The following is a 24,631-nucleotide window of genomic DNA, read 5'->3' on the forward strand; positions in this document are numbered from 1 at the left end:
GCAGTGTGTCGCAAATACGTGCGGCCGGTCTAGGCCCGCGGGGGGTGGTGCAGGCCCAGGTTCTCGTAGATTTCCAGCGTCGCCGTGGAGTTGTTGAGCGTGATGAAGTGCAGTCCGGGCACACCTTCGGCCAGCAGCCGCGCGCAGAACTCCGTGGCGAACTCGATGCCAATGGAGCGTACAGCCGCCGGATCGTCCTGTGCCGAGAGGATCCGCTCTTTCAGCTCGGCAGGGAACGAGGCGTTGCTGAGCTTCGGCAACCTCTCCAGCATCTTCACGCTGGTCACCGGCATGACCTCGGGGATGACCGGGGTCTCGCAGCCCGCCTTGGCGACCCTGTCGCGCAGCCGCAGGTACGACTCCGGCTGGAAGAACATCTGCGTGATCGCGTAGTCGGCGCCGGCCCGGCACTTGTCGACGAAGTGGGCCACGTCCGTGTCCCAGTCGGCGGAGCGCGGGTGCATCTCCGGGAAGGCCGCCACGCCGACGCAGAAGTCTCCCGACTCCTTGATGAGCCGGACCAGTTCGGCGGCGTAGGTCAGGCCCTCCGGGTGCGCGACCCAGTCGGCCGTCGGGTCGCCGGGCGGGTCGCCGCGCACGGCCAGCATGTTGCGGATACCGGCGTCCGCGTACTGGCCGATGATGTTGCGCAGCTCCGCGACGGAGTGGTCGACCGCGGTGAGGTGGGCGACCGGGGTCAGGGTGGTGTCGGCGACGATCTGCTCGGTCTCCCTGACCGTGCCCGCGCGGGTGGATCCGCCGGCGCCGTAGGTCACGGAGACGAAGTCGGGGGCGACCGCCTCGACCCTCCTGAGCGCGCTCCACAGGTTCTTCTCGCCCTTGGGTGTCTTCGGCGCCGAGAACTCGAACGAGTACGTCGTCTTGCCGGCGGCGAGGATGTCGCGCACGGTGCGTGCGCGATCAGTCCTGGTGGATGCGGTTCCGAGGGCCATACGGGCAGGTTAGCCAGGCCGCGGCGGTCCCCCAACCGGATGGGGGATATTTGTCCGCATTGTCGACTTGTTGTCCACCCTTTGGACAGATGCCTCCGTCGAGCGGGCCGGGGACGCCCCTGGGCTACGCCTCCCGCAGGCGCGCGGCGAACTCCGCGGCCGCCGCTCCGGGGTCGTCCGCGGCGGTGACGGCGCGGACGACGACGACCCTGCGGGCGCCCGCGTCCAGCACCTCGTCGAGGTTGCCGAGGTCGATGCCGCCGATCGCGAACCAGGGGCGGTCGGTGCCCAGGGAGGCGGTGTGGCGGACCAGGCCGAGGCCGGGGGCGTGGCGGCCGGGCTTGGTCGGGGTGGGCCAGCACGGGCCGGTGCAGAAGTAGTCCACGCCCTCCTGGACGGCCGCGGCGGCGGCCTCGGACTCGGAGTGGGTGGAGCGGCCGACGAGGACGTCGTCGCCGAGGATCGCCCGGGCGGCGGGCACGGGGAGGTCGCCCTGGCCGAGGTGGAGCACGTCGGCGCGGGCGGCGTGGGCGACGTCCGCGCGGTCGTTGACGGCGAGGAGCTTGCCGTGGCGTGCGCAGGCGTCGGCGAAGACCCGCAGGTGCTCCAGTTCCTCCGCGGCCTCCATGCCCTTGTCGCGGAGCTGCACGATGTCGACGCCGCCGGCCAGCACCGCGTCCAGGAACTCGGGCAGGTCGCCCTGGCTCCGGCGCGCGTCCGTGCACAGGTAGAGCCGGGCGTCGGCGAGGCGGGCGCGTGCGGTGGCGGCGGCGGTCTCGGGCATCGGGTGTCCCCCCAGGTAGGTGGCGTACGGGCCGCTGCGGGCGGCGGCAACCATGATGCATGGGCCATGGATCGGGGCGGCCGGGCGGTCACGCGCCACGCGACCGAGGGGGGCACGACCCCGGTGCCGGCGCCTGCGACGGGGGGCGGCGGGCCGATGGGGCCGTCGGGCCGGCCACGGACGGCGCACGGGCGTGGGCTCCGGCAGATGCGGCCACGGACGGTTCAGGCCGTGGCGGACAGGCCGAAGGCCACGGCCGCAGTGCCGGCCCCCGTACGGCGGCAACGGTGGCGGGCAGCCGCGTGCGTCGGCGGCTCGGCAGGCAGCCGCGGACGGCTACGGCCGCACCGCGGGCTAGCGTACGGCGGCCCGTGGCGCGGGGGCCGGGACGTGCCCGGCACCCGCGCGGGGCGGTGTCGGGTCAGACGGCGAGCGCCTGGGCGCGGCGCTTCACCTCCGTACCGCGATTCTCACTCAGCGCCTGCGCGGGCGTGCCGGGCAGGCTCGGGTCGGGCGTGAAGAGCCATTCGAGCATCTCCTCGACCGTGAAGCCGTCGTCCCGCAGCAGGGTCAGGGTCCCGGTCAGGCCCTTGACGACCTTGTCCCCGTCGATGAAGGCCGCCGGGACGTGCAGCGCGCGGTTCTCCCCGCGGCGCACGGCGATGAGCTGGCCCTCCTTGATGAGCTGCCGTACGCGGGTCACCTCGACGCCGAGCATCTCGGCGATGTCGGGGACGGTGAGCCAGGCCGGTACGAGAGCATCGATCTTTGCGTCAATCTCGGTCACGTCTCCAGCCTGCCATCTGGCACTGACAGTCGGAAACCGGACCCGACCGGACCCGCCGGGCCCGGGACTACACGGTCGCCGCCTTCAGCGGCCTCGCGGGGTCGGCGAGCAGCGCCGGATCCATCGCCGTGCCCGCCTCGATCAGCCGCCTGCCCTGCGCCAGGTCACGCGGTCGGCCCACCGCCAGCAGGGCGGTCAGGCGCCCGTCGCGCAGCCAGCACACCGTCCAGGCCGGTCCGGAGGGGTCGCCGCGCCACACGAGGGTGTCGGCGGCCCCGTGGTGCCCGGCGTACTGGACGAACCGGCCGAACTGCTCGGACCAGAAGTACGGCACCGGGTCGTAGGCGTCGGCGGTCTCGCCGGTGCCGGCGCCGACGATGTTCGCGGCGACCGTGCCCGGGCCCTGCAGGGCGTTGTCCCAGTGGTGCACGAGCAGCCGCTCGCCGTAGCGGGCGGAGGGGAAGGAGGCGCAGTCGCCGACCGCGTACACGTCCGGAGCGGACGTGCGCAGACGGTCGTCGGCCAGGATCTCGCCGTACGGGCCCAGCTCGATCCCGGAACCGGCGAGCCACGCGGTGGCGGGCCGCGCGCCGATGCCGACGACGACGGCGCCGGCCGGCAGCCGCGTACCGTCGTCCAGGACGACGTGGCCGGGCTCGACGCGCTCCACGCGCGCGTGGGTGCGCAGTCGTGCGCCCGCGTCGGCGTACCAGGCGGTCATGGGCGCGGCGACCTCGGCGGGCAGCGCGCCGGCGAGGGGCCGGCCGGCGGCCTCCACGACGGTCACCGCGCAGCCCGCCTCACGTGCGGCGGTGGCGAACTCGGCGCCGATCCAGCCCGCGCCGACGACCACGATGTCGTGCTGCCGGGCCAGCACGGGGCGCAGCCGCTCGGCGTCATCCAGGGTGCGCAGCAGGTGCACGCCGGGGACGCCCTCGGCGCCGGGCAGCCGCAGCGGTTCGGCGCCGGTGGCGATGACGAGGACGTCGTAGGGCACCGGACCGGCGGAGGTCACGAGGACGTGCGCGTCGGGGCGGACGCCCAGGGCCTCGCAGCCGAGGCGCACCTCGACGCCGAGCGCCTCGAAGTCCACGTCGAAGGCGGAGCCCTCGGCCGTGCCGAGCAGGACGGCCTTGGACAGCGGCGGGCGGTCGTACGGCTGGTGGGGTTCCGCGCCGATCAGCGTCACGGTGCCGGTGAAGCCCCGCTCGCGCAGGGCGACGGCGGTCTGCACGCCCGCCATGCCCGCGCCGACGACGACCACGCGGCGCCCCGCGTCCGCTTCCCGCTGCTGCGTCTGCTCGCTCACCCGATCACCTTAGACACCCGGCAAATCGCCGGTCAGTCCTCGGGCCCGGTGATCTGCTCCACAACGCTGGTGCCGCTGCCCGGCCGCGACTCCCACTCCCAGGTCTCCTCCAGGCGCACCCGCCCGTCGGGCAGGTCGACGACCGCCGAGACGCAGTGTCCCGACGACGTGCCGCCGTCGGTGCGGAGCTGCACGTACCGGAAGTCGAGCCGGTCGCCCGTGCGGGTGCCCACGAGCCGGCCGCGTACGACGTCGCCGCCCTCGTACTCGGCCCAGATCGCGCCGTCCTGCTCGTGGTAGGTGAACCGGGTGCGCGTGCCCACCTGGCCGGGTGCCTGGTCGGTGACCGGGGCGAGGACGAGACCGTCGAGTGAACGGGCCACGGTGGAGGCTCCCTTACGAGTTCGGTGCGCTGCGGGCTAGGGTGGCCAACGTAAAGCACTCGCGGGAGCCCGGACGCACCGGGCTGAGAGGGAGGCTGGCGGCCTCCGACCGTACGAACCTGATCCGGGTCATGCCGGCGAAGGGAGGGGCTGGACGCCCATGTCGTCCACACCGATCGCATCCGCACGCCCGTCACCGGGCGGCCCGCGGCGTACGCCGGACGTCCTCGTCGTCGGCGGCGGGATCATCGGCCTGGTCACGGCGTGGCGGGCCGCGCAGCGCGGGCTCACCACGGCGCTGGTGGATCCCGAGCCGGGCGGGGGCGCCGCCCGGGTGGCGGCCGGAATGCTCGCCGCCGTCACGGAACTGCACTACGGCGAGCAGACGTTGCTCTCCCTGAACCTCGCCTCGGCGGAACGCTATCCGCGGTTCGCGGCCGAACTGTCCGACGCCACGGGCCACGACCTCGGCTACCGCCGGTGCGGCACTCTCGCCGTGGCGCTGGACGCCGACGACCGCGCCCACCTGCGTGAACTGCACGCGTTCCAGCAGCGCTGCGGGCTGGCGTCCGAGTGGCTGCCGGGGCGCGAGTGCAGGCGCCTGGAGCCGATGCTCGCGCCGGGCGTGCGCGGGGGCCTGCGGGTGGAGGGCGACCACCAGATCGATCCCCGCCGTCTGGCCCGCGCGCTGGTGGCCGCCTGCGAAGGCGCGGGCGTGGTCTTCCACCGGGTGTGGGCCGAGCGGCTCACCGTCTCCGGGGACCGGGCGAGGGGCGTCGTCACGGCCGACGGCACCGCGCTGGAGGCCGGGCAGACGGTGCTGGCCGGGGGCAGCCTGAGCGGACGGCTCGCGGGCGTGCCGGACGAGGTGCTGCCGCCGGTGCGGCCGGTGAAGGGGCAGGTGCTGCGGCTGACCATGCCGGCGGCGCACGGGCCGCTGCTGAGCCGGACGGTGCGGGCCGTGGTGCGCGGCAACCCGCTCTACCTGGTGCCCCGCGAGAACGGCGAGCTGGTCGTCGGCGCCACCAGCGAGGAGCTGGGCTGGGACACCACGGTGACCGCGGGCGGCGTCTACGAGCTGCTGCGCGACGCCCACGAGCTGGTCCCCGGCATCACCGAGCTGCCCCTGGCGGAGACCCGCGCGGGCCTGCGCCCCGGCTCCCCCGACAACGCCCCGCTGCTCGGCCCGACCGGGCTGGAAGGGCTTCTGCTGGCCACCGGGCACCACCGCAACGGCGTGCTGCTGACCCCGGTCACCGGCGACGTCATGGCGGACGTCCTGACCACCGGGGAGCTCCCGGAGCAGGCGCGTCCCTTCACCCCCCGGCGCTTCGGCGCCGTACCCGCATCCACGGAGCGGACCGCATGAAGATCTCCGTCAACGGGGAGCCGCGCGAGGTGGCTCCCGGCACCGCCCTGGACACCCTGGTGGGCACGCTGTCCGCCGCCCCGTCCGGAGTGGCCGCCGCCCTGAACGAGACCGTCGTCCCGCGCGCGCAGTGGGCCGCAACCGCCCTGTCCGACGGGGACCGCGTCGAAGTCCTCACCGCCGTCCAAGGAGGCTGAACCATGGCCGACGATCCCTTCGTCCTCGGCGGTACGACGTACTCGTCCCGCCTGATCATGGGCACCGGCGGGGCGCCGAGCCTGGACGTGCTGGAGCGGGCGCTGGTCGCGTCCGGGACGGAGCTGACGACCGTCGCCATGCGGCGCGTGAACGCCTCCGTGCACGGGTCCGTCCTGTCGGTGCTGGAGCGGCTCGGCATCCGGGTGCTGCCGAACACGGCGGGCTGCTTCACCGCCGGGGAGGCCGTCCTCACCGCCCGCCTGGCTCGCGAGGCCCTCGGCACGGACCTGGTCAAGCTGGAGGTCGTCGCCGACGAGCGCACGCTGCTGCCGGACCCGGTGGAGCTGCTGGACGCCGCGGAGACGCTGGTGGACGACGGGTTCACGGTGCTGCCGTACACGAACGACGACCCGGTGCTGGCGCGGAAGCTGGAGGACGCCGGGTGCGCCGCGATCATGCCGCTCGGCTCTCCGATCGGGTCGGGGCTGGGCATCCGCAACCCGCACAACTTCGAACTGATCGTGGAGCACGCGCGCGTGCCGGTCATCCTGGACGCGGGCGCCGGTACGGCGTCGGACGTGGCGCTGGCGATGGAGCTGGGGTGCGCCGGGGTGATGCTCGCGTCGGCGGTGACGCGGGCCCAGGAGCCGGTGCTGATGGCCGCGGCGATGCGCTCCGCGGTGGAGGCGGGGAGGCTGGCCCGGCGGGCGGGCCGGATCCCGCGCAGGCACTTCGCCCGGGCGTCGTCGCCCTCGGAGGGCCTGGCGGTACTGGACCCGGAGCGGCCGGCTTTCTAGGCACCGGACGCCGGACCGGCGGACCGGCCGGGCTCCCGGGGACGGACACGTCACAGGTGCGCTGCAGGACCGCTGCGGTCGCGGACGTGGCGGCCGGGTGTCCGCGGGGGCTCGTACACTCGCCTGCGTGGACACGACCCTTCAGGACCCCCTGGTCGGGCAGACGCTCGACGGCCGGTACCGCGTCGAGGCGCGGATCGCGGTCGGCGGGATGGCCACGGTCTACCGGGCCGTGGACACCCGCCTCGACCGCGTCCTCGCGCTGAAGGTGATGCACCCGACGCTGGCGACCGACGCCACGTTCGTCGAGCGCTTCATCCGCGAGGCCAAGTCGGTGGCCCGGCTCGACCACCCCAACGTCGTCCAGGTCTTCGACCAGGGCGCCGAGGGGGCGTACGTCTACCTGGCGATGGAGTACATCGCCGGCTGCACCCTGCGGGACGTGCTGCGCGAGCGCGGCGCCCTCCGGCCGAGGGCCGCGCTGGACATCCTGGAGCCGGTGCTCGCCGCGCTCGGCGCCGCGCACCGGGCCGGGTTCGTGCACCGGGACATGAAGCCGGAGAACGTGCTGATCGGGGACGACGGCCGGGTGAAGGTCGCCGACTTCGGGCTGGTGCGGGCCGTGGACACGGTCACCAGCACCACCGGCTCCGTCCTGGGAACCGTCTCCTACCTGGCGCCCGAGCAGATCGAGCACGGCACCGCGGACCCGCGGGTCGACGTGTACGCGTGCGGTGTCGTCCTGTACGAGATGCTGACCGGCGGCAAGCCGCACGAGGGGGACTCCCCCGCCCAGGTGCTCTACAAGCACCTCCACGAGGACGTGCCGCCGCCCTCGGCCGCCGTGCCGGGGATGGCGTACGAGCTGGACGAGCTGGTCGCCGAGGCGACCGCGCGCAACCCCGAGGTCCGTCCGCACGACGCCGTCGCCCTGCTCGCCCGCACCCGCGCCGCGCGTGCGGCGCTGAGCGACGAGCAGCTCGACGCGGCGCCGCCGCAGGCGCTGGCCGGGGAGCACGACAACGCCGAGGACCGCACCAGCGTGATCCCGCGCGCGCTGACGATGCCCCGCCCGCTGCCGGTCAACGAGGACGGGGACGGCGCCCCCGCGGACGGCGTGCACCGCACCAGCCGGCTCACCGCTCCCCCGCCGCCCGTACGCCGCCGCACGGAGCTGCGCCGCGGCCCGCTGGCGCTCGTCGCGGCCGTGCTCCTGGTCCTGGGCCTGGGCACGGGCGTCTGGTACATCAACTCCGGCCAGTTCACCAAGGTGCCGCCGCTGCTGTCCAAGACGGAGGCACAGGCCGGGGACCGGCTGCGGGACGCCGGACTGGACGTCGGCACGGTCCGCCACGCCCACAGCGACACGGTCGAGCGGGGCAAGGTCATCAGCACCGACCCGGGCGTCGGCTCGCGCATCCGCAAGAACGACTCGGTGTCGCTCACGATCTCCGACGGCCCCCGCACCGTGAAGCTGCCCGATGTGCGCGGCTACCGGCTGGACCGGGCCCGCGCCCTGCTGGAGGACGAGGGTCTGGAGCCGGGCATGGTGACCCGGGCGTTCAGCGAGGACGTCCCCAAGGGCTACGTGGTCTCCTCGGACCCGGAGACCGGCACCGAGGTGCGCGGCGGCTCCGCGGTCGCGCTCGTCGTCAGCAAGGGCCGCGCGATCGACGTACCGGACGTCACCGGCGAGGACCTCGCGGACGCCCGGCAGGAGCTGACGGAGGCCGGACTGAAGGTCGAGGTCGCCGCCGGGAAGGTCACCTCGCCCGAGTACGACGAGGGCCAGATCGCCCGGCAGACCCCGGCGCCGGGCAGCCGGGCGGCCGAGGGCGACAAGGTGACGCTGACCGTCTCCAAGGGCCCCGCGATGATCGAGGTCCCGGACGTGGTCGGCGCCGGCGTGGACGACGCGAAGCGGACGCTGAAGGACGCCGGGTTCGAGGTCCGGGAGGACCGCGGGCTGCTCGGGCTGTTCGGCGACACGGTGAAGAAGCAGTCCGTCGACGGCGGCGACACCGCGCCGGAGGGGTCGACCATCACGATCACCATCAGGTGACCGCTCTCACGGTCCGGACCTCCCACCAGGCATGACACCCTGAACGGGTGAAGAGTCAACAGCCCGTCCCCGCCCGCAACCCCGTCGGCGGCCATGTCCCCGTGGCCGGCGGCCTGCACTCCGTGGGCCTGTCCTACGCCCGCGACCTGAAGGCGGAGACCGTGCAGGTCTTCGTGGCCAACCCGCGCGGCTGGGCCACCCCGGCCGGCAACCCGCGGCAGGACGAGGCGTTCCGGGAGACCTGCGCGGCCGAGGCGATCCCGGCGTACGTGCACGCGCCGTACCTGATCAACTTCGGCTCCCACACCGAGGCGACGGTGGAGCGGTCGGTCGAGTCGCTGCGGCACTCGCTGCGGCGGGGCCGGGAGATCGGCGCGCTCGGCGTGGTCGTGCACACCGGCAGCGCCACCGGCGGCCGGGAGCGCTCCGTGGCGCTGAAGCAGGTACGGGAGTTCATGCTGCCGTTGCTGGACGAGCTGACCCACGACGACGACCCGTACCTGCTGCTGGAGTCGACCGCCGGTCAGGGCGCGTCCCTGTGCTCGCGGACCTGGGACTTCGGGCCCTACTTCGAGGCGCTGGACGCCCACCCGAAGCTGGGCGTGTGCCTGGACACCTGCCACATCTTCGCGGCGGGGCACGACCTGACCGGCCCGGCCGGCATGCACCGGACCCTGGACCTGCTGGTGGACACGGTCGGAGAGGGCCGGCTGAAGCTGATCCACGCCAACGACTCCAAGGACGTGGCGGGCGCGCACAAGGACCGGCACGAGAACATAGGCGCCGGCCATATCGGCGAGGACCCGTTCCGCGCGCTGATGACCCACCCGGCCACCGAGGGCGTGCCGCTGGTCATCGAGACGCCGGGCGGCAAGGAGGGGCACGCGGCGGACGTGGAGCGGCTGAAGAAGCTGCGCGACGGCTGACCCGGGCGCCGGGTCAGAGCTCGGGGCCCTCCCCGGGCTCCTCCTGGTAGGAGTAGCGCTGCTCGCGCCAGGGGTCGCCGATGTTGTGGTAGCCGCGTTCCTCCCAGAAGCCCCGGCGGTCGGCGGTCATGTACTCGATGCCGCGGACCCACTTCGGGCCCTTCCAGGCGTACAGGTGGGGGACGACCAGGCGCAGCGGGAAGCCGTGCTCCGCGGTCAGCAGCTCGCCGTCCTTGTGGGTGGCGAACAGGGTGCGGTCGGCGGCGAAGTCGGACAGCCGCAGGTTGGAGCTGAAGCCGTACTCCGCCCACACCATCACATGGGTGACGGCCCGCGCGGGCGGTGCGAGACCGAGGATCGTGCGGGCCGGGACGCCGCCCCACTCGGCGCCGAGCATGCTGAACTTCGTCACGCAGTGCAGATCGGCCACGACCGTGGTGTACGGCAGCGCGGTGAACTCCTCGTGGGTCCAGCAGTGCTTCTCACCGTCGGCGGTGGCGCCGAAGACGCGGAACTCCCAGCGTTCGGGCCGGAACTTGGGTACCGGTCCGTAGTGGGTGACCGGCCAGCCGCGCTGGAGGCGCTGCCCCGGTGGAAGCTCGAACTGCGGCGCTCTTTCCGAACCGCCTTCTCCCGACCCGTGTTCCACCGGCTGACCCATGCCTCCATCCTGACAGACCCGGACCGATGCCCCCGACCCGCCCCTCTTACATGAGAACAAAAGGGGCAATATCTCCTAAGCCTTCACTTACTTACTAAGTCAAGACTTACTGGACGATCTTCGGTGCCGGTGCAATCATGCGCGCAAACCGCCAGTTCCCGCGTGGAAGGAGCCTTACGCGATGCAGGGCGACCCCGAGGTCATCGAGTTCCTCAACGAGCAGCTCACCGCCGAGCTGACCGCGATCAACCAGTACTTCCTGCACTCGAAGCTGCAGGACCACAAGGGCTGGACCAAGCTCGCGCGGTACACCCGCGCCGAGTCCTTCGACGAGATGCGCCACGCCGAGGCCCTCACCGACCGCATCCTGCTCCTGGACGGCCTGCCCAACTACCAGCGCCTCTTCCACGTGCGGGTCGGCCAGACCGTGACCGAGATGTTCCAGGCCGACCGGGAGATCGAGGTCGAGGCCATCGACCGGCTGCGCCGGGGCGTGGAGGTGATGCGGGCCAAGAACGACATCACGTCGGCCAACGTCTTCGAGGCGATCCTCGCCGACGAGGAGCACCACATCGACTACCTGGAGACCCAGCTCGACCTGATCGAGAAGCTGGGCGAGTCGCTGTACCTGTCGACGGTCATCGAGCAGTCCCAGCCGGACTCCTCGGGTCCGGGCTCGCTCTGACGCCGGGCCCGGCAGCGGGCGCTAGGCGGCCTCGGGAAGCTCCGAGAGGACCGGTTCGCCCTGGTCGGCCAGTTGCCGGCGGGGACAGGCGCCCCGGCCGAGCAGCGCCTGGATGCGCCGGACGCAGCCACCGCAGTCGGTGCCCGCCTTGCAGGCGGAGGCGATCTGGCGGGGCGTGCAGGCGCCGGCCTCCGCGTGGCTCTTGACCTGTTCCTCGGTGACACCGAAGCAACTGCAGACGAACACGCGGTTCACCTCCCGAGCGGGGTACAAGGTCGTGCCGTACCGATGACCGGAGGGCCCGACTGATCGGTGAGGCAAACCTAACCTTACCCATGGCTCAGGGGCGGCAAAAGGGGAAGGGGCGCGGATCGTATGTGACCCGCGCCCCATTTTCCCGTATTCGCCGCCCGCGCGGGGGCCGGCCGTCACTGGTCCCGGTACATCTCCGCCACCAGGAACGCCAGGTCGAGCGACTGGCTGCGGTTCAGCCGCGGGTCGCAGGCCGTCTCGTAGCGCTGGTGCAGGTCGTCGACGAAGATCTCGTCGCCGCCGCCCACGCACTCGGTGACGTCGTCACCCGTGAGCTCCACGTGGATGCCGCCCGGGTGCGTGCCGAGCGACTTGTGGACCTCGAAGAAGCCCTTGACCTCGTCGAGCACGTCGTCGAAGCGGCGGGTCTTGTGCCCGGAGGCCGCCTCGTAGGTGTTGCCGTGCATCGGGTCGGTGATCCACGCGACGGTGGCACCGGACGCGGTGACCTTCTCGACCAGCTCGGGGAGCTTGTCGCGGATCTTGTCCGCGCCCATGCGGACGATGAACGTCAGCCGGCCGGGCTCGCGGTCGGGATCCAGGCGCTCGATGTACTGCAGCGCCTCCTCGGCCGTCGTCGTCGGGCCCAGCTTGATACCGACCGGGTTGCGGATCTTCGAGGCGAACTCGATGTGCGCGTGGTCGAGCTGGCGCGTGCGCTCGCCGATCCACACCATGTGGCCGGAGACGTCGTAGAGCTGCCCGGTGCGGGAGTCGACGCGGGTGAGCGCCGACTCGTAGTCGAGCAGCAGCGCCTCGTGCGAGGAGTAGAACTCGACGGTCTTGAACTCCTCCGGGTCCGTGCCGCAGGCCCGCATGAAGTTCAGCGCGCTGTCGATCTCGCGGGCGAGCTGCTCGTAGCGCTGCCCGGAGGGGGACGACTTCACGAAGTCCTGGTTCCAGGCGTGCACCTGGCGCAGGTCGGCGTAGCCGCCGGTGGTGAAGGCGCGCACCAGGTTCAGCGTGGACGCCGACGCGTGGTACATGCGCTTGAGCCGCTCGGGGTCCGGGATCCGGGCCTCTTCGGTGAAGTCGAAGCCGTTGACGGAGTCGCCGCGGTACGTAGGCAGCGTCACGCCGTCGCGGGTCTCGGTCGGCTTGGAGCGCGGCTTGGAGTACTGGCCGGCGATCCGCCCGACCTTCACGACGGGCACGGAGGCGGCGTACGTGAGGACGGCGCCCATCTGGAGGAGGGTCTTGAGCTTGTTGCGGATGTGGTCCGCGGACACCGCGTCGAAGGCCTCGGCGCAGTCGCCGCCCTGGAGGAGGAACGCCTCTCCCTTGGCGACGGCCGCCAGCCTGGCGCGCAGCTGGTCGCACTCGCCCGCGAAGACGAGCGGCGGATACGACTCGAGGTCCGCGACGACTGCGCGCAGAGCCTCAAGGTCGGGGTACTCGGGCTGCTGCGCCGCGGGCAGGTCTCGCCAGGTGTTGCCAGCGCTCGCGCTGGTCTTCGCGTTCACGGTCACAGCGTCAACATTACGGGGTCGGACGGACGCTCCCGCCCCGTGCCCAGGAAGTGAGACACGGACAACGCCCTGTGGACGGACCGCCGTGGGGTACGCTGCGCCGTATGTTCGCGCACTCGATCCAGAACTGGTGGTGGACCGCTCCCCCGGCGGCCCGCTGACTGCGCGTACTCGAAACTTCGCGAAGGCCGCCCCGAGAGGCGGCCTTCGGTGTTCTCACGGCCGGGCCGTTCCTCTCACCGAGAGACGAGAAGGACACGGACCCATGCCCCAGTTCGACCTGCGCGCCCTGCCGGGCGACCCCCGCCCGTTCGCGCTGCTGCGCCGCCGCACCCCGGGCCGCGACCACGACACCGTGGAGCTGCTGCTCGGCCCGGTGACCGAGCACGACCGGCTCGCCGACCTGCCCGACGAGGGACTGGCGCTGGTCCCCTTCCGGCAGATCCGCGAGCGCGGCTTCGACGTGCGCGACGACGGCACGCCGCTGCTGGTGCTGACCCCCGGCGAACGGTACGAGATCCCGCTCGCCACCGCCCTGGAACACCTGCCCGCGCACGGCGTCCACGTCGAGGACGGCGGCTTCGACGTGGCCGACGAGGAGTACGCGCGGATCGTCGGGCGGGTGCTCGACGAGGAGATCGGGCGGGGCGAGGGCGCCAACTTCGTGATCCGGCGGACGTACGGCGGCCGGATCCCCGGGTTCGGGCGGGCCGACGCGCTGGCCCTGTTCCGGCGGTTGCTGGAGGGCGAGCGGGGCGCGTACTGGACCTTCGTCGTGCACACCGGGGAGCGCACGCTGGTCGGCGCGAGCCCCGAGGTGCACGTGCGGATGTCCGGCGGCACGGTCGCCATGAACCCGATCAGCGGCACGTACCGCTACCCCGCCGAGGGCCCGACACCCGAGCACCTGCTGCGGTTCCTCGCCGACGGCAAGGAGATCGAGGAGCTGTCGATGGTCGTCGACGAGGAGCTGAAGATGATGTGCACCGTCGGCGACATGGGCGGTGTCGTCGTCGGGCCCCGGCTCAAAGAGATGGCGCACCTCGCGCACACCGAGTACGAGCTGCGCGGCCGTTCCTCGCTGGACGTGCGGGACGTGCTGCGGGAGACCATGTTCGCGGCGACCGTCACCGGCTCGCCGGTGCAGAACGCCTGCCGGGTCATCGAGCGGCACGAGAGCGGGGGCCGGGGCTACTACGCGGGCGCGCTGGCGCTGCTGGGCCGGGACGCGGGCGGCGCGCAGACCCTCGACTCCCCCATCCTGATCCGCACCGCCGACATCGACGCCGACGGCGGGCTGCGGGTGCCGGTGGGCGCCACGCTGGTGCGGGGCTCGGACCCGGCGGGCGAGGTCGCGGAGACGCACGCCAAGGCGGCCGGGGTGCTGGCGGCGCTGGGGGTGGGCCCGTCCCGGCCGCGTGCGCGTCAGGCGCTGCCCGGTCTGGCCGAGGACCCGCGGGTGCGGGCGGCGCTGGACGGGCGCCGGGCGTCGCTGGCCCCGTTCTGGCTGCGGATGCGGGAGCCGTCGGACATCCTCACGGGCCACGCCCTGGTCGTCGACGCGGAGGACACCTTCACCGCGATGCTCGCGCACGTGCTGCGCTCGGCCGGGCTCGGCGTCACCGTCCGGCGGTACGACGAGCCGGGGGTGCGCGAGGCGGTGCTCGGGCACGACGGCCCGGTGGTGCTGGGGCCCGGTCCCGGCGACCCGTCCGACACGGCCGACCCCAGGATGCGCTTCCTGCGGGCGCTGACCGCCGACGCGATCCGGGGCCACCGGCACGGCGTCCTCGGTGTCTGCCTCGGGCACGAGCTGATCGCGGCCGAGCTGGGGCTGGACATCGTCCGCAAGGAGGTGCCGTACCAGGGGGCGCAGACGGAGATCGACCTGTTCGGGCGGCGGGAGACCGTCGGGTTCTACAACAGCTTCGTGGCCCGCTGCGACGACGGGGCCGCCGACGAACTGGCCGCGCACGGCGTGGAGGTGAGCCGGAACGCCGCCCACGAGGTGCACGCGCTGCGCGGTCCCGGCTTCGCCGGCGTGCAGTTCCACCCGGAGTCGGTGCTGACGCTGAACGGCTCGGCGATCGTGCGGGAGCTGGCGGGTCAGCTCCGCGGCACGAGCACGTTCTCCGAACGGCGGCCCGCCCGGTAGTCGAGGACGTTGCGCAGGGTGGCGTCGACGATCTGCCGCACGGCGTCCTCGGTGTAGTACGCCTGGTGCGAGGTGACCAGGACGTTCGGGAAGGTGACGAGGCGGGCCAGGGTGTCGTCGGCGATGGCCTCCAGGGACTTGTCGAGGAAGAACAGGCCCGCCTCGGCCTCGTAGACGTCCAGGCCCACGCCGGTGAAGCGGCCCGCCCGCAGTTCGCCGACCAGGGCGGCGGTGTCGATCAGTCCGCCCCGGCTGGAGTTGATCAGGATGGCGTCGTCCCTCATCGCCTTCAGGGCGTCCGCGTCGATCAGGTGGCGGGTCTCGGGCATCAGCGGGACGTGCAGGGTGATCAGGTCGGACTCGGCGAGCAGCTTGTCCTTGGGGACGTAGTCCATGCCGAGTTCGAGGCAGGCCGGGTTCTCGGCGATGTCCCAGCCGAGCAGCCTCATGCCGAAACCGTGGGCGATGCGGGCGAAGGCCTCGCCGATCTTGCCGGTGCCGAGCACGCCGGCGGTGCGGCCGTGCAGGTCGCGGCCCATCAGACCGTGCAGGCGGAAGTCGAAGTCACGCGTCCGGTTGGAGGCGCGGACGACACGGCGGTCGACGGCCAGCGCGAGCGCCCAGGCGAACTCGGCGACCGAGTACGGGGAGTAGTACGAGACCCGGGCGACGGTCAGCCCGAGGCGCTCGGCCGCGTCGACGTCGACGTTGTTGAAGCCGGTGGAGCGCTGGGCGACCATCCGGGTGCCGCCGGCCGCGAGGATCTCCAGGACGGGGGCGCCGAGGTCGGCGTTGACGGACGTGGAGATGATCTCGTGACCGGCCGCGATGGGGGCGGTGTCCTCGTCGAGGAAGACCTCCAGGCAGCGGATCCGCCCGTGGCCGGCGAAGGCCTCCTCCACGAGGGGCTTCTCGTCGGCCTGGACGCCGAAGGCCAGGATCTCCATGACCGCTCCCGTTCGCTGGGGCCGTGGCCGCACACGCGGCCGAATATACGGCCCGCCGCGCGGCCGCGCCGGTCGGGGGAGGACGCCCGCCGCGGCCCTACTCCTCGTCGAGGCCGCGTTCTATCGCGTACCGCACCAGCTCCACGCGGTTGTGGAGCTGGAGCTTGCCGAGGGTGTTCTGCACGTGGTTCTGCACGGTGCGGTGGGAGATGACGAGGCGCTCGGCGATCTGCTTGTAGCTCAGTCCCTTGGCCACCAGCCGCAGCACCTCGGTCTCGCGGTCGGTGAGCCGGGGCGCCCCAGGGTCGCCGGTCTCCGCGGCGGGCGCCGGTTCGGAGGCGAGGCGGCGGTACTCGCCGAGGACCAGCCCGGCCAGACCGGGGGTGAAGACGGGGTCGCCGGCGGCCGTGCGGCGCACCGCGTCCTGCAGCTCCTCGGTGGAGGCCGACTTCAGCAGGTATCCGGTGGCGCCGGACTTCACCGCCTCCAGCACGTCGGCGTGCTCCCCGCTCGCGGACAGCACGAGGACGCGCAGCGTCGGGTCGGCTCCGACGACCTCCTTGCAGACCTGGACACCGGGCTTGCCGGGGAGGTTGAGGTCGAGCACGAGGACGTCGGGCGCGGCGGCCCGGGCGCGGCGCACGGCCTGGTCACCGTCGCCCGCGGTGGCGACCACCTCGAAGCCCGACTCGGCGAGGTCCCTGGCCACGGCGTCGCGCCACATCGGGTGGTCGTCGACCACCATGACCTTGATCGAGTCCTGTCGTTCACTCATGCTGCGCTGCCTTCCCCCTGGCGGCGGCGCCGCCGGTCTCCTTCGGTGCCCTCAGTTCGACCTCCGTGCCCTGCCCGGGCACCGAGATCAGCTCGGCCGTGCCGCCGAGGTCGCGCAGCCGGCCGCGGATGGACAGGGCGACGCCGAGCCGTCCCTCGCCCTCGGCCTCGGTGAGCCGTCCCTCGGGGATGCCGGGGCCCTCGTCGCGGACGCTGACGATCACCTCGTCCGGTTCGTCCTCGACCAGGATCCAGGCGCGCGCGTCCTCGCCGACGTGCTTGCGGACGTTGTCCAGGGCGGCCCCGACGGCGGCGGCCAGCTCCCGTGCCGCGTCCGGCGGCACCAGCACGGGGGCGCCCGGCTCGGCGAGGTTCACCCGCGCCCCGGCGTACCGGGCGAGCAGCGCGCGCAGATCGACGGGCTCGTCGCCGGTCTCCGCGTCCGGTTCCTCCACCGCCCGAACGAGGGCCCCCTGCGCGGCGTCCTCGGACACCCGGGACACGGGGACCAGGCCGCCGGAGACCAGGTTGCGCAGCGCCACCTCCTGCTCACCGGCCAGCCGGCCCAGTTCGGCCGCCTCGCCGCCGATGACGGCGCCGCGCCGCTGCACCATGGCGAGGACCTGGAGCACGCTGTCGTGGATGTCCCGGGCGAGCCGCTCGCGTTCCCGTGTGGCCGCCTCGATCTCCAGGGCGCGGGCGAGGGTGCGCTCGGAGGCGCGGGCGACCTCGACGACGTAGCCGATGGCGATGGAGGCGACCCAGACGAGGATGACGTTGTGGACGGTGTCGCGGGCCGGGGTGCCGCGTTCGGCGATGTTGGCGACGGCGACCAGGGTGGAGGCGAAGGCCGCCCAGCGCCAGCCGCCCTTGATGGCGAAGGCCAGGACGGAGCCGGCGGTCCATATCGACGGCAGGGTCGGCCCGCCGTCCATGACCCGTTCGTGGGCGTCGGCGAACGGGGTGAGCATGATGCCGGTGAGCGCGATCGTGAGGTCGACGGCGAGGAACCGCTTGGTGCAGCTCACGGCGCCCGAGACCTTGGGCAGGGTCGCCAGGGTCCACACCGACAGGACGGCGTAGTAGGCGAGGGCGAGCCAGGGGCGGCTGAAGCCGGCGTAGGCGGTGGTGAAGACGCCGATCGCGTACAGCATGGTGAGCACGCGGTAGCCGGCGAGCGCGCGCCACAGCGGCTGCTCGACCGACATCCTCATGACTCTCTCGCGCCTGGCCATGTCCCCCACCCCCGGCCCGGGCAGGGCTCGGTCCCTGCCCGGCGGCCCGTCCTACTCGGCCGCCTTCTCCTTCGCGGACTGTTCCTTCTCCGCCTGCGCGAGCGCGGCCTTCGCCGCCTTGCCCGCCTCCTTCTCGGCCTTCGCCGCCTCCGCGAGCTGCCGCTTCATGGCGGTCGCGTAGACGTCGACGTACTCCTGGCCGGAGAGCTTCATGATCTCGTACATGACCTCGTCGGTCACCGCCCGGAGCACGAAGCGGTCGTGCTCCATGCCCTGGTAGCGGGTGAAGTCCAGGGGCGCGCCGATGCGGATGCCGGGCCGCATCAGCTTGGGCACCACCTTGCCGGGCGGCTGGATCTTCTCGGTGTCGATCATGGCGACCGGGATGACGGGGGCGCCGGTGGCGAGGGCCACGCGCGCGAGGCCGCCGGGCTTGCCGCGGTAGAGCCGGCCGTCCGGGGAGCGGGTGCCCTCGGGGTAGATGCCGAACAGCTCGCCGCGTTCCAGGACCTCTATGCCGCTCTTGATGGCGGCCTCGCCCGCGCCGCGCGCGCCGGAGCGGTCCACCGGGAGCTGGCCGACGCCCTTGAAGAACGCGGCGGTCAGCCGGCCCTTGACGCCGGGGGTGTTGAAGTACTCGGCCTTGGCGATGAAGGTCACCTTGCGGTCGAGGACGGCCGGCAGGAAGAACGAGTCCGAGAACGACAGGTGGTTGCTCGCCAGGATGGCGGGGCCCTCGGCCGGGATGTGCTCGAGGCCTTCCACCCAGGGACGGAACGCGAGCTTCAGCGAACCCCCGATGGTGACCTTCATCGCGCCGTACAACAAACCGAGTGCCTCCTGTGTCTGTGGGTCAGACCTTATCCCGGAGCGCGGTCAATGGCCCCGACGGCCCTGGTCGGTGTCAGTGCGGTCGCGTACGGTGAAGTACCCGCAAGTACCCGCACACCCCGTGCCGGCTGTGCCGGCCCCCTGACGACAGGAGACCGAGACGTGCCGGTCCTGCCCGGAGCCGAGCCGTACCGCCACGAGGGCGGGGAGGCCGGCGTCCTCCTCTGTCACGGCTTCACGGGTTCCCCGCAGTCGCTGCGCCCCTGGGCCCGGTATCTCGCCGAGCGCGATCTGACGGTGTCGCTGCCGCTGCTGCCCGGGCACGGCACGCGCTGGGAGGACATGCAGGTCACCGGCTGGCAGGACTGGTACGCGGAGGTGGACCGCGAGCTGCGTGCCCTGCGGGAGCGCTGCTCGCGCGTGTTCGTCGCCGGTCTGTCGATGGGCGGCGCGCTGGCGCTGCGGCTCGCCGCCCGGCACGGGGACGCGGTCTCGGGCGTCGTGGTCGTCAACCCGGCGAACCGGATGCACGGCGTGGCCCAGCACGCCCTGCCGGTCCTGCGGCATCTGCTGCCCGCGACGAAGGGCATCGCCAGCGACATCGCCAAGCCGCTGAGCAGGGAGCTGGGCTACGACCGGGTGCCGCTGCACGCGGCCCATTCGCTGCGCCGGTTCTTCCGGCTGGTCGACGGTGACCTGCCCCAGGTCACGCAGCCGCTGCTGTTGCTGCGCAGCCCGCAGGACCATGTGGTGCCGCCCGCCGACTCGGAGCGGATCCTCGGCCGGGTGTCGTCGACGGACGTCACGGAGATCCTGCTGGAACAGAGTTACCACGTGGCGACGTTGGACCACGACGCGGACCGGATCTTCGCCCGGAGCGCGGCGTTCATCGGCCGGCTCGCGCCGGGCCTGGTCAAGGAGCCGGGGCCCGGTCCCGGCGAGGAAGGGACGGCCGCAGGTGACTGAGCACGACTCCGACCGCGAGGACCGGGAGGAGCGGGGAGAGCGGGAGGAGGTGCGGAACGTGGAGCGGGACCGCGAGCGGGACGTCGAGCGGGAGGGCCGCGAGGGGCTGGACCGCGGGGAGGACCGCGCGCAGGAGGAACAGGGGGCGCCCTTCGACGAGGACGCGGCCTGGGCGGCGATCGTCGCCGGGTACGGGGAGGAGCCGCCGGACCCGCCGGGTGCGAAGCCGTTCAAGTCGGTGGAGGACCTGGCGCTGCTGGAGGCCGAGACGAACGACGAGGCGCCCGAGCCGGAGCGGCCCGCCTCCGCCCGCCCGCTGGGCAGTTCCGTCGCCTTCGCGCCGGGAGTCGGGCCGCGGGACCACAGTCTCGCCGAGCCCTCGGAGGACGATCTCGGCGAGGACGACGAGGGCCACTTCGTGCCGCCGGAGCCGCCGCCGCTGCCGGAGGGCGACACCACGACGAAGTTCGCCTGGCTGGGCGTGCTCGGCGGCCCGGTGCTGCTGCTGCTCGCGGTGGTGCTCGACTGGGACATGACCTGGTGGCTGACGACCCTGAGCATCGGCGGCTTCCTCGGCGGCTTCGCCACGCTGGTCATGCGGATGCGGCCGGGCGACGAGGACGACGACGACCCGGGCCGGGGCGCGGTGGTCTGACCCCGGCCCGGGCCTCAGCACCGGGCGGCTGCGTGCCGCGGCCCCCGCGGAGGGGTCCACACGGCGGGACCCACGCGTCGGCGGGCCCACACGGCGGGGGCCTCGGCGCCTGGCAGTTCCTACGCCGGCACGTCCCGCGCGGCGGGTACGCGCAGCGCGGTCAGGACCGGGAGGTGGTCCGTGGCCGCCCTCAGGTCCTCCTCGGCGACGCCGGGCAGCCCCACCGGCACCCCGCAGCCCAGCACCTCGACGCCCTCGGTGACGAACACCGCGTCGATGCGCTGGTGCGGGTCGGCGGCGGTGGAGGTGTACTCCCCGCTGAAGGGCGCGGCGGTCCAGCAGTCGCGCAGCCGGTCGCCGAGCCGCCGGAAGACGGGCCCGCCGGGCGGTTCGTTCAGGTCGCCGCCCGCCACCGCGTGCTCCACACCCATCCCGGCGAGCCGGTCGAGGAGCAGGCCCGCCTGCGCGTACCGCTCGTCCTTCTGGAGCGACAGGTGGCAGCTCAGGACGCCCAGCCGGGCCCCGCCGAAGCGGACCACCGCGGTGGCGAAGCCCCGTCGGTGCAGCCCGGGCGTGAGCGGGAGCAGGACGTCCTCCGTGCGTTCCACGGTGGCCCGCAGGGAGCACAGCAGCGCCGGCCCGGCGGCCGTGGCACCGCCCGAGAGGATCACCAGTCCGGACGCGGCGGCGAGCCGGGCGAGCTTCTTGCGCCAGCGGAAGAAACGGGGCGCCTCCTGGAGGAGGACGAGGTCCGGGGCGCAGGCGCTGATCACACGGGCGAGGGCGGCGGTGTCGTCGCGCATCGAGCGGATGTTGTAGCTCAGGACGCGGATGACGGCGGAACCGTCGGGTTCGGTGCGGGAGTTGGGGAGCGACGCCATGTCGATCAATGTACGCCCCATGACACGGGGCGCGGGGTACGCGGGCGACTGCCGGTCGGTGCGGCTCGTCGCGCGGCTCCCCGCGCCCCTGAGGACGTTCGGCGGCCGTCCGCTACATGATCGGGTCGGGCTCGCGGGCCAGGTCGGCCGCGCCCACCAGGCCGGCCTTGTTGCCGAGCTGGGCGGCGATCACGTCGGCGACCGGGCGCCAGTTGCCGCCCACCAGCCAGCGCTTGTACGACTTGCGGATCGGGTCGAGGACCAGGTCGCCCTCGTCCGAGAGCCCGCCGCCGACGATGAAGGCGGACGGGTCGAAGAGCGAGGCCAGGTCGGCGAGACCGGCGCCGGCCCAGCGGGCCAGCTCGCGGTAGGAGTCGACGGCGACCGGGCAGCCCTGCCGGGCGGCGACCGAGATGTGCTTGCCCTCGATGCCGTCGGGCGTGCCGTCGCCGAGCGCGAGCAGCACCTCGGCGCGCTCGGGGGTGGCGTTGGCGCGCTGCTTGGCGTAGCGCACGAGGGCGCGGCCGGAGGCGTACTGCTCCCAGCAGCCCTGCGAGCCGCAGCCGCAGAGCAGGCCGTCCGGCACCATGCGGATGTGGCCGAACTCGGCGGCCACGCCGAAGTGGCCGCGGCGCAGCTTGTTGCCGATGATGATGCCGCCGCCGAGGCCGGTGCCGAGCGTGATGCAGATGACGTTGCGATGGCCCTTGCCGGCGCCGAACTTGTACTCGCCCCAGGCCGCGGCGTTGGCGTCGTTCTCCACGACGACCGGGAGAGCCACGCGGGCCTCGACCTTCTCCTTGAGCGGCTCGTTGCGCCAGTCGATGTTGGGCGCAAAGTAGACCGTCGAGCGCTGGCGGTTGACGTAACCGGCGGCGCCGATGCCCACGCCGACGATCTCGTGCCCGGCGCGTGCGCCCTCCACCGCGGAGGCGATGGCGTCCACGATGCCCTCGGGCGTGCCCGGGGTCGGCACCTTGAAGGTCGAGAGGATGTTGCCTTCCTCGTCGACCACGCCGGCCGCGATCTTCGTGCCGCCGATGTCGACGCCGATGGTGAGTCCCATGAATCCCTCAGTTTCGGTCGAGCCCCGCTACGGCCAACCGTACCCGAGCAGGGCCTCAGTCCAAGTCGATACGCTGGCCCGGGCCGGTGCCCCCGTCGCCGTCGTCGCGTCCGCCGTCGCCGGGTTCGTCCAGGTCGCGGGTGTCGCGGGGTTCGTCGCCCGGGGGCCGTCCGGCGGTCCAGCGGCTCTCCTGGTGCTGGACGGCGGAGCGGTAGGCGGCGAGGAGTTCGCTGCCGGCGGCGGCGAGGTGGTCGAAGACGTCCGGGTTGCGTTCGATGACCGGTTCCACGGCGGCCTTGGCCTGCTGGACGACCTGCCGGACCACCTGCTGGGCGGCCGGTCCGGCGACCTGGCCGAGCAGTGGGGACTGGAGGCCGGCGAGCTTGTCGGCCACCGTGTCGACGAGTCTGCGCAGTTCCTCGGCGGCGGATCCGGGCGGCGCCCCGCCGGCGGTGCGGCGGCGGGCCTTCTCCGCCTCCAGGTCCTCGGCGCACGCCGTCGCCCAGGCGTAGGCGTCGGTCGCCCGCACCGCGTCGGTCCCGTCGTCGCCGGCGGCCTCGGGCGGGGGGAGCTGTTCGCTCATGACGGACTCCTGACTACGGTTCGTCCTTACGACGTTACCCGAACGGGAGGGGGCGTTCAGCGGCCCGAGGGCCACAGCCGGGGGTCCGGCGCGAACCGGACGGCGAGCGTGCCCTCCCGCAGGGCGGCCCCGTCGACGGTGCAGCGGCGCAGCGCGGACGGCAGCGGCACGATCCGGCGGAACGGCCCGACGGTGACGACCAGTTCGTCGCCGCGACGGACGAGGTCCAGGTCATCGCGTATGGCGCCGGGCAGGGGGATGTTCCACACGAGGACGCCGTCGTCGGCGAGCCGGTCGGTGACGGGCCACTCGACCGGGGCGGGCGGCGGCACGTCCTCGCCGGCGCCCGGCGCGGCGAGCGCGGCGAGGTCGTCCGCGCCGCGCGGGTCGCGTCCCAGGTGGGCGACGGTGCGGACGTCGTGGTCGTCCTGCCACTCCTCCAGTGCCTTGCGCTGCTGGGCGAGGGGGCCGGCGAGCCAGCTTTCGGCGGCGTCCTCGGGCAGGACGCGGTTGGCGACGAGCAGGTCGGTGCGCAGGCCGCGCAGGGCGAGGCCGAGGCGGGCTGTGCGGACCGCGTCGGCGCCGGCCGGGCCGGGCTCGGCGACGAGGCGTACGACGGTGCCGCGGTCGGCGAGCACGGCCTCGGCGGCGGCCAGTTCCAGGTCCCAGCGGGCGGCGGACTCGTAGAGCGACTCGGCGGGCATGGGGACGCCGGCGAGCCGGCCGAGGACGGGGCGCAGGGCGCGGGCGGCCTGCCGCTCGGGCGGCAGCAGGCGGCGCAGGTAGCGGCGCAGTTCCTCGGGCAGGGCGAGCAGGGCGAGGGCGCGCGGGGCGGGCGGGAGGTCGACGACGAGGAGGTCGTGCGCCTCGGCGAGGGCGGCCTCCCGCAGGGCGCGCAGCAGGGCGAGTTCGTCGGCGCCGGGCAGGGGGGTGAGTTCCTCGGAGTCGAGGCGGGCGGCGCCGAGGAGGCCGAGTGCGGAGGCGGCGCGGTCCTGGAGCGCGGCGAGGCCGTCGCGGAAGCCCTGCGCGGGGTCGGGCCGCCACACGGTGAGGTGCGTGCCGGCGGCCGCCGGCCCGGGGCCGGTGCGCATGCCGAGCGCGGCACCGAGGGTGTCGTCGCGGTCGGCGCCGAGCAGGAGGGTGCGGGTGCCCGCACGGGCGGCGGCGAGCGCGGTGGCGGCCGCGACGGTCGTACGACCGCTGCCGCCCGGGCCCGTGATCAGGATGGTGCGCATGAGGCTGAACGCTACCCGCGCGCCCGGCTCCGGCGGTCACGCCCCGGCGCCCGTCGCACCGCGCGCCCCGGGCGGGCCGGCGCCGGTTACTTCGGGGCCGACTCCACGCGCTTCTTCAGTCCCGCCAGCGCCCGGTCGATGATGACCTTCTCGGCCTTGCGCTTGATCATGCCGAGCATGGGGATCTTGACGTCGACGGTGAGCCGGTAGGTGACCTCGGTGCCCGTGCCGGCCGGCCGCAGCAGGTAGGAGCCGTCGAGCGAGCGCAGCATCTGGGACTTGACGAGCGTCCAGGAGACCTCGCGGTCGCCGGTCCAGGTGTACGCCAGCGTCTGGTCGTCCTTGATGGCCCCGGCGTCCATGACGAGGCGGACCTGCTCGGCACGCCCCTGCGTGTCGGTGGCGAGGACCTGCGCCTCCTTCACCTCACCGGTCCAGTCCGGGTAGCGGGCGAAGTCGGCGATCACCGCCATGACGTCGGCGGGTGCCGCCTCGATCGTGATGCTCGAGCTGGTGTGTTCCGCCATCGCCGTGGCTCCTCCAGATGCGGGCCGGGTACTGAGGGTGGTCGTGCGCCGGAGCGCGCACGTGTGTGCCGCGTGAAGGCT

At 73.4% G+C, this 24,631-nt stretch carries 27 protein-coding genes and 1 riboswitch; of the genes, 10 read left to right on the top strand and 17 right to left on the bottom strand.

Translation table 11 applies throughout. From position 1 onward, the window contains the following. Positions 1-29: 29 nt before the first annotated feature. From metF to ACH499_RS01615, 5 genes are all read right to left on the bottom strand, one after another. Positions 30-953: a methylenetetrahydrofolate reductase [NAD(P)H] gene (metF, locus tag ACH499_RS01595; RefSeq protein ID WP_356200153.1), complete on the bottom strand. Its 924-nt coding sequence runs from the start codon at positions 951-953 to the stop codon at positions 30-32. Between the two features lie 124 nt (positions 954-1,077). After that, a complete protein-coding gene (gene thiE / locus ACH499_RS01600; protein ID WP_399013187.1) occupies positions 1,078-1,737 on the bottom strand; it encodes a thiamine phosphate synthase in 660 nt (219 codons plus the stop codon). Between the two features lie 421 nt (positions 1,738-2,158). Further along, positions 2,159-2,524 carry an Rv2175c family DNA-binding protein gene (locus tag ACH499_RS01605; RefSeq protein ID WP_356200155.1) on the bottom strand — a complete coding sequence of 122 codons (366 nt, stop codon included), beginning with the start codon at positions 2,522-2,524 and terminating at the stop codon, positions 2,159-2,161. Positions 2,525-2,591: 67 nt separating this feature from the next. After that, entirely contained in the window at positions 2,592-3,833 is a 1,242-nt protein-coding gene (locus ACH499_RS01610) for an NAD(P)/FAD-dependent oxidoreductase (RefSeq protein ID WP_399013190.1), read from the bottom strand. Positions 3,834-3,865: 32 nt separating this feature from the next. Beyond that, entirely contained in the window at positions 3,866-4,216 is a 351-nt protein-coding gene (locus ACH499_RS01615; RefSeq protein ID WP_399013192.1) for a hypothetical protein, read from the bottom strand. 51 nt (positions 4,217-4,267) lie between these two features. After that, positions 4,268-4,379: riboswitch (TPP riboswitch) on the top strand. Here ACH499_RS01615 and thiO point away from each other — a divergent pair. From thiO to ACH499_RS01640, 5 genes are all read left to right on the top strand, one after another. Then, positions 4,377-5,585 carry a glycine oxidase ThiO gene (gene thiO, locus ACH499_RS01620; protein ID WP_356200160.1) on the top strand — a complete coding sequence of 403 codons (1,209 nt, stop codon included), beginning with the start codon at positions 4,377-4,379 and terminating at the stop codon, positions 5,583-5,585. (Overlaps the previous riboswitch by 3 nt.) Beyond that, on the top strand, positions 5,582-5,782 hold the full coding sequence (gene thiS, locus ACH499_RS01625) for a sulfur carrier protein ThiS (RefSeq protein WP_356200162.1): 201 nt from the start codon (positions 5,582-5,584) through the stop codon (positions 5,780-5,782). The genes thiO and thiS overlap by 4 nt, the downstream gene beginning before the upstream one ends. Before the next feature lie 3 nt (positions 5,783-5,785). Next, positions 5,786-6,580, top strand: a complete 795-nt coding sequence (locus ACH499_RS01630; RefSeq protein WP_356200164.1) for a thiazole synthase — start codon at positions 5,786-5,788, stop codon at positions 6,578-6,580. A gap of 127 nt (positions 6,581-6,707) precedes the next feature. Continuing rightward, positions 6,708-8,642, top strand: a complete 1,935-nt coding sequence (gene pknB / locus ACH499_RS01635) for a Stk1 family PASTA domain-containing Ser/Thr kinase (RefSeq protein ID WP_399013194.1) — start codon at positions 6,708-6,710, stop codon at positions 8,640-8,642. Between the two features lie 47 nt (positions 8,643-8,689). After that, positions 8,690-9,568 (top strand): deoxyribonuclease IV, encoded by an 879-nt coding sequence (locus tag ACH499_RS01640; protein WP_399013196.1) that lies wholly within the window; start codon positions 8,690-8,692, stop codon positions 9,566-9,568. 13 nt (positions 9,569-9,581) lie between these two features. On the opposite strand, the gene ACH499_RS01645 is transcribed toward ACH499_RS01640, so the two are convergent. After that, entirely contained in the window at positions 9,582-10,229 is a 648-nt protein-coding gene (locus tag ACH499_RS01645) for a sulfite oxidase-like oxidoreductase (RefSeq protein WP_356200169.1), read from the bottom strand. Positions 10,230-10,410: 181 nt separating this feature from the next. Here ACH499_RS01645 and bfr point away from each other — a divergent pair, with 181 nt between their 5' ends. Next, a complete protein-coding gene (gene bfr / locus ACH499_RS01650) occupies positions 10,411-10,914 on the top strand; it encodes a bacterioferritin (RefSeq protein WP_356200171.1) in 504 nt (167 codons plus the stop codon). Positions 10,915-10,935: 21 nt separating this feature from the next. On the opposite strand, the gene ACH499_RS01655 is transcribed toward bfr, so the two are convergent. Beyond that, positions 10,936-11,169: a (2Fe-2S)-binding protein gene (locus ACH499_RS01655; RefSeq protein ID WP_356200172.1), complete on the bottom strand. Its 234-nt coding sequence runs from the start codon at positions 11,167-11,169 to the stop codon at positions 10,936-10,938. Positions 11,170-11,342: 173 nt separating this feature from the next. Continuing rightward, positions 11,343-12,695, bottom strand: coding sequence for a class II 3-deoxy-7-phosphoheptulonate synthase (locus tag ACH499_RS01660; RefSeq protein WP_356200174.1), 1,353 nt, complete (start codon positions 12,693-12,695; stop codon positions 11,343-11,345). Positions 12,696-12,799: 104 nt separating this feature from the next. Here ACH499_RS01660 and ACH499_RS01665 point away from each other — a divergent pair, with 104 nt between their 5' ends. Together ACH499_RS01665 and ACH499_RS01670 are read left to right on the top strand one after the other, a co-directional pair. Next, a complete protein-coding gene (locus ACH499_RS01665; RefSeq protein WP_356200272.1) occupies positions 12,800-12,856 on the top strand; it encodes a trp operon leader peptide in 57 nt (18 codons plus the stop codon). Between the two features lie 104 nt (positions 12,857-12,960). Further along, positions 12,961-14,850, top strand: coding sequence for an anthranilate synthase family protein (locus ACH499_RS01670; protein WP_399013200.1), 1,890 nt, complete (start codon positions 12,961-12,963; stop codon positions 14,848-14,850). Here ACH499_RS01670 and ACH499_RS01675 read toward each other — a convergent pair. From ACH499_RS01675 to ACH499_RS01690, 4 genes are all read right to left on the bottom strand, one after another. Continuing rightward, positions 14,802-15,797 carry a 2-hydroxyacid dehydrogenase gene (locus tag ACH499_RS01675; RefSeq protein WP_399013202.1) on the bottom strand — a complete coding sequence of 332 codons (996 nt, stop codon included), beginning with the start codon at positions 15,795-15,797 and terminating at the stop codon, positions 14,802-14,804. The two genes, ACH499_RS01670 and ACH499_RS01675, sit on opposite strands and share 49 nt — an antisense overlap. A gap of 97 nt (positions 15,798-15,894) precedes the next feature. Beyond that, entirely contained in the window at positions 15,895-16,572 is a 678-nt protein-coding gene (locus ACH499_RS01680; RefSeq protein WP_356200179.1) for a response regulator transcription factor, read from the bottom strand. Then, positions 16,565-17,806 carry a MacS family sensor histidine kinase gene (gene macS, locus ACH499_RS01685; RefSeq protein ID WP_399013204.1) on the bottom strand — a complete coding sequence of 414 codons (1,242 nt, stop codon included), beginning with the start codon at positions 17,804-17,806 and terminating at the stop codon, positions 16,565-16,567. Before macS ends, ACH499_RS01680 begins: the two co-directional genes overlap by 8 nt. 51 nt (positions 17,807-17,857) lie before the next feature. Next, positions 17,858-18,619: a lysophospholipid acyltransferase family protein gene (locus ACH499_RS01690; protein WP_356200183.1), complete on the bottom strand. Its 762-nt coding sequence runs from the start codon at positions 18,617-18,619 to the stop codon at positions 17,858-17,860. A 180-nt stretch (positions 18,620-18,799) separates the two neighbouring features. Here ACH499_RS01690 and ACH499_RS01695 point away from each other — a divergent pair, with 180 nt between their 5' ends. Next, the gene (locus ACH499_RS01695; RefSeq protein WP_356200184.1) at positions 18,800-19,603 is read left to right on the top strand and encodes an alpha/beta fold hydrolase; all 804 of its coding nucleotides are present in this window, start codon (positions 18,800-18,802) and stop codon (positions 19,601-19,603) included. Then, positions 19,596-20,258 (top strand): hypothetical protein, encoded by a 663-nt coding sequence (locus ACH499_RS01700; RefSeq protein WP_356200185.1) that lies wholly within the window; start codon positions 19,596-19,598, stop codon positions 20,256-20,258. The genes ACH499_RS01695 and ACH499_RS01700 overlap by 8 nt, the downstream gene beginning before the upstream one ends. Positions 20,259-20,377: 119 nt before the next feature. Here ACH499_RS01700 and ACH499_RS01705 read toward each other — a convergent pair whose 3' ends face one another. From ACH499_RS01705 to ACH499_RS01725, 5 genes are all read right to left on the bottom strand, one after another. Beyond that, positions 20,378-21,139 carry an endonuclease/exonuclease/phosphatase family protein gene (locus ACH499_RS01705; RefSeq protein WP_356200187.1) on the bottom strand — a complete coding sequence of 254 codons (762 nt, stop codon included), beginning with the start codon at positions 21,137-21,139 and terminating at the stop codon, positions 20,378-20,380. Between the two features lie 112 nt (positions 21,140-21,251). Continuing rightward, positions 21,252-22,205, bottom strand: coding sequence for an ROK family glucokinase (locus ACH499_RS01710; protein ID WP_356200189.1), 954 nt, complete (start codon positions 22,203-22,205; stop codon positions 21,252-21,254). 55 nt (positions 22,206-22,260) lie between these two features. After that, on the bottom strand, positions 22,261-22,788 hold the full coding sequence (locus ACH499_RS01715; protein WP_399013207.1) for a DUF5304 domain-containing protein: 528 nt from the start codon (positions 22,786-22,788) through the stop codon (positions 22,261-22,263). Between the two features lie 56 nt (positions 22,789-22,844). Further along, entirely contained in the window at positions 22,845-24,023 is a 1,179-nt protein-coding gene (locus ACH499_RS01720; RefSeq protein ID WP_399013209.1) for an ArsA-related P-loop ATPase, read from the bottom strand. An 86-nt stretch (positions 24,024-24,109) separates the two neighbouring features. After that, entirely contained in the window at positions 24,110-24,550 is a 441-nt protein-coding gene (locus ACH499_RS01725; protein ID WP_356200195.1) for an SRPBCC family protein, read from the bottom strand. Positions 24,551-24,631 lie beyond the last annotated feature (81 nt).

The organism is Streptomyces sp. NPDC018947, assembly GCF_044390505.1.
Taxonomy (GTDB): domain Bacteria; phylum Actinomycetota; class Actinomycetes; order Streptomycetales; family Streptomycetaceae; genus Streptomyces.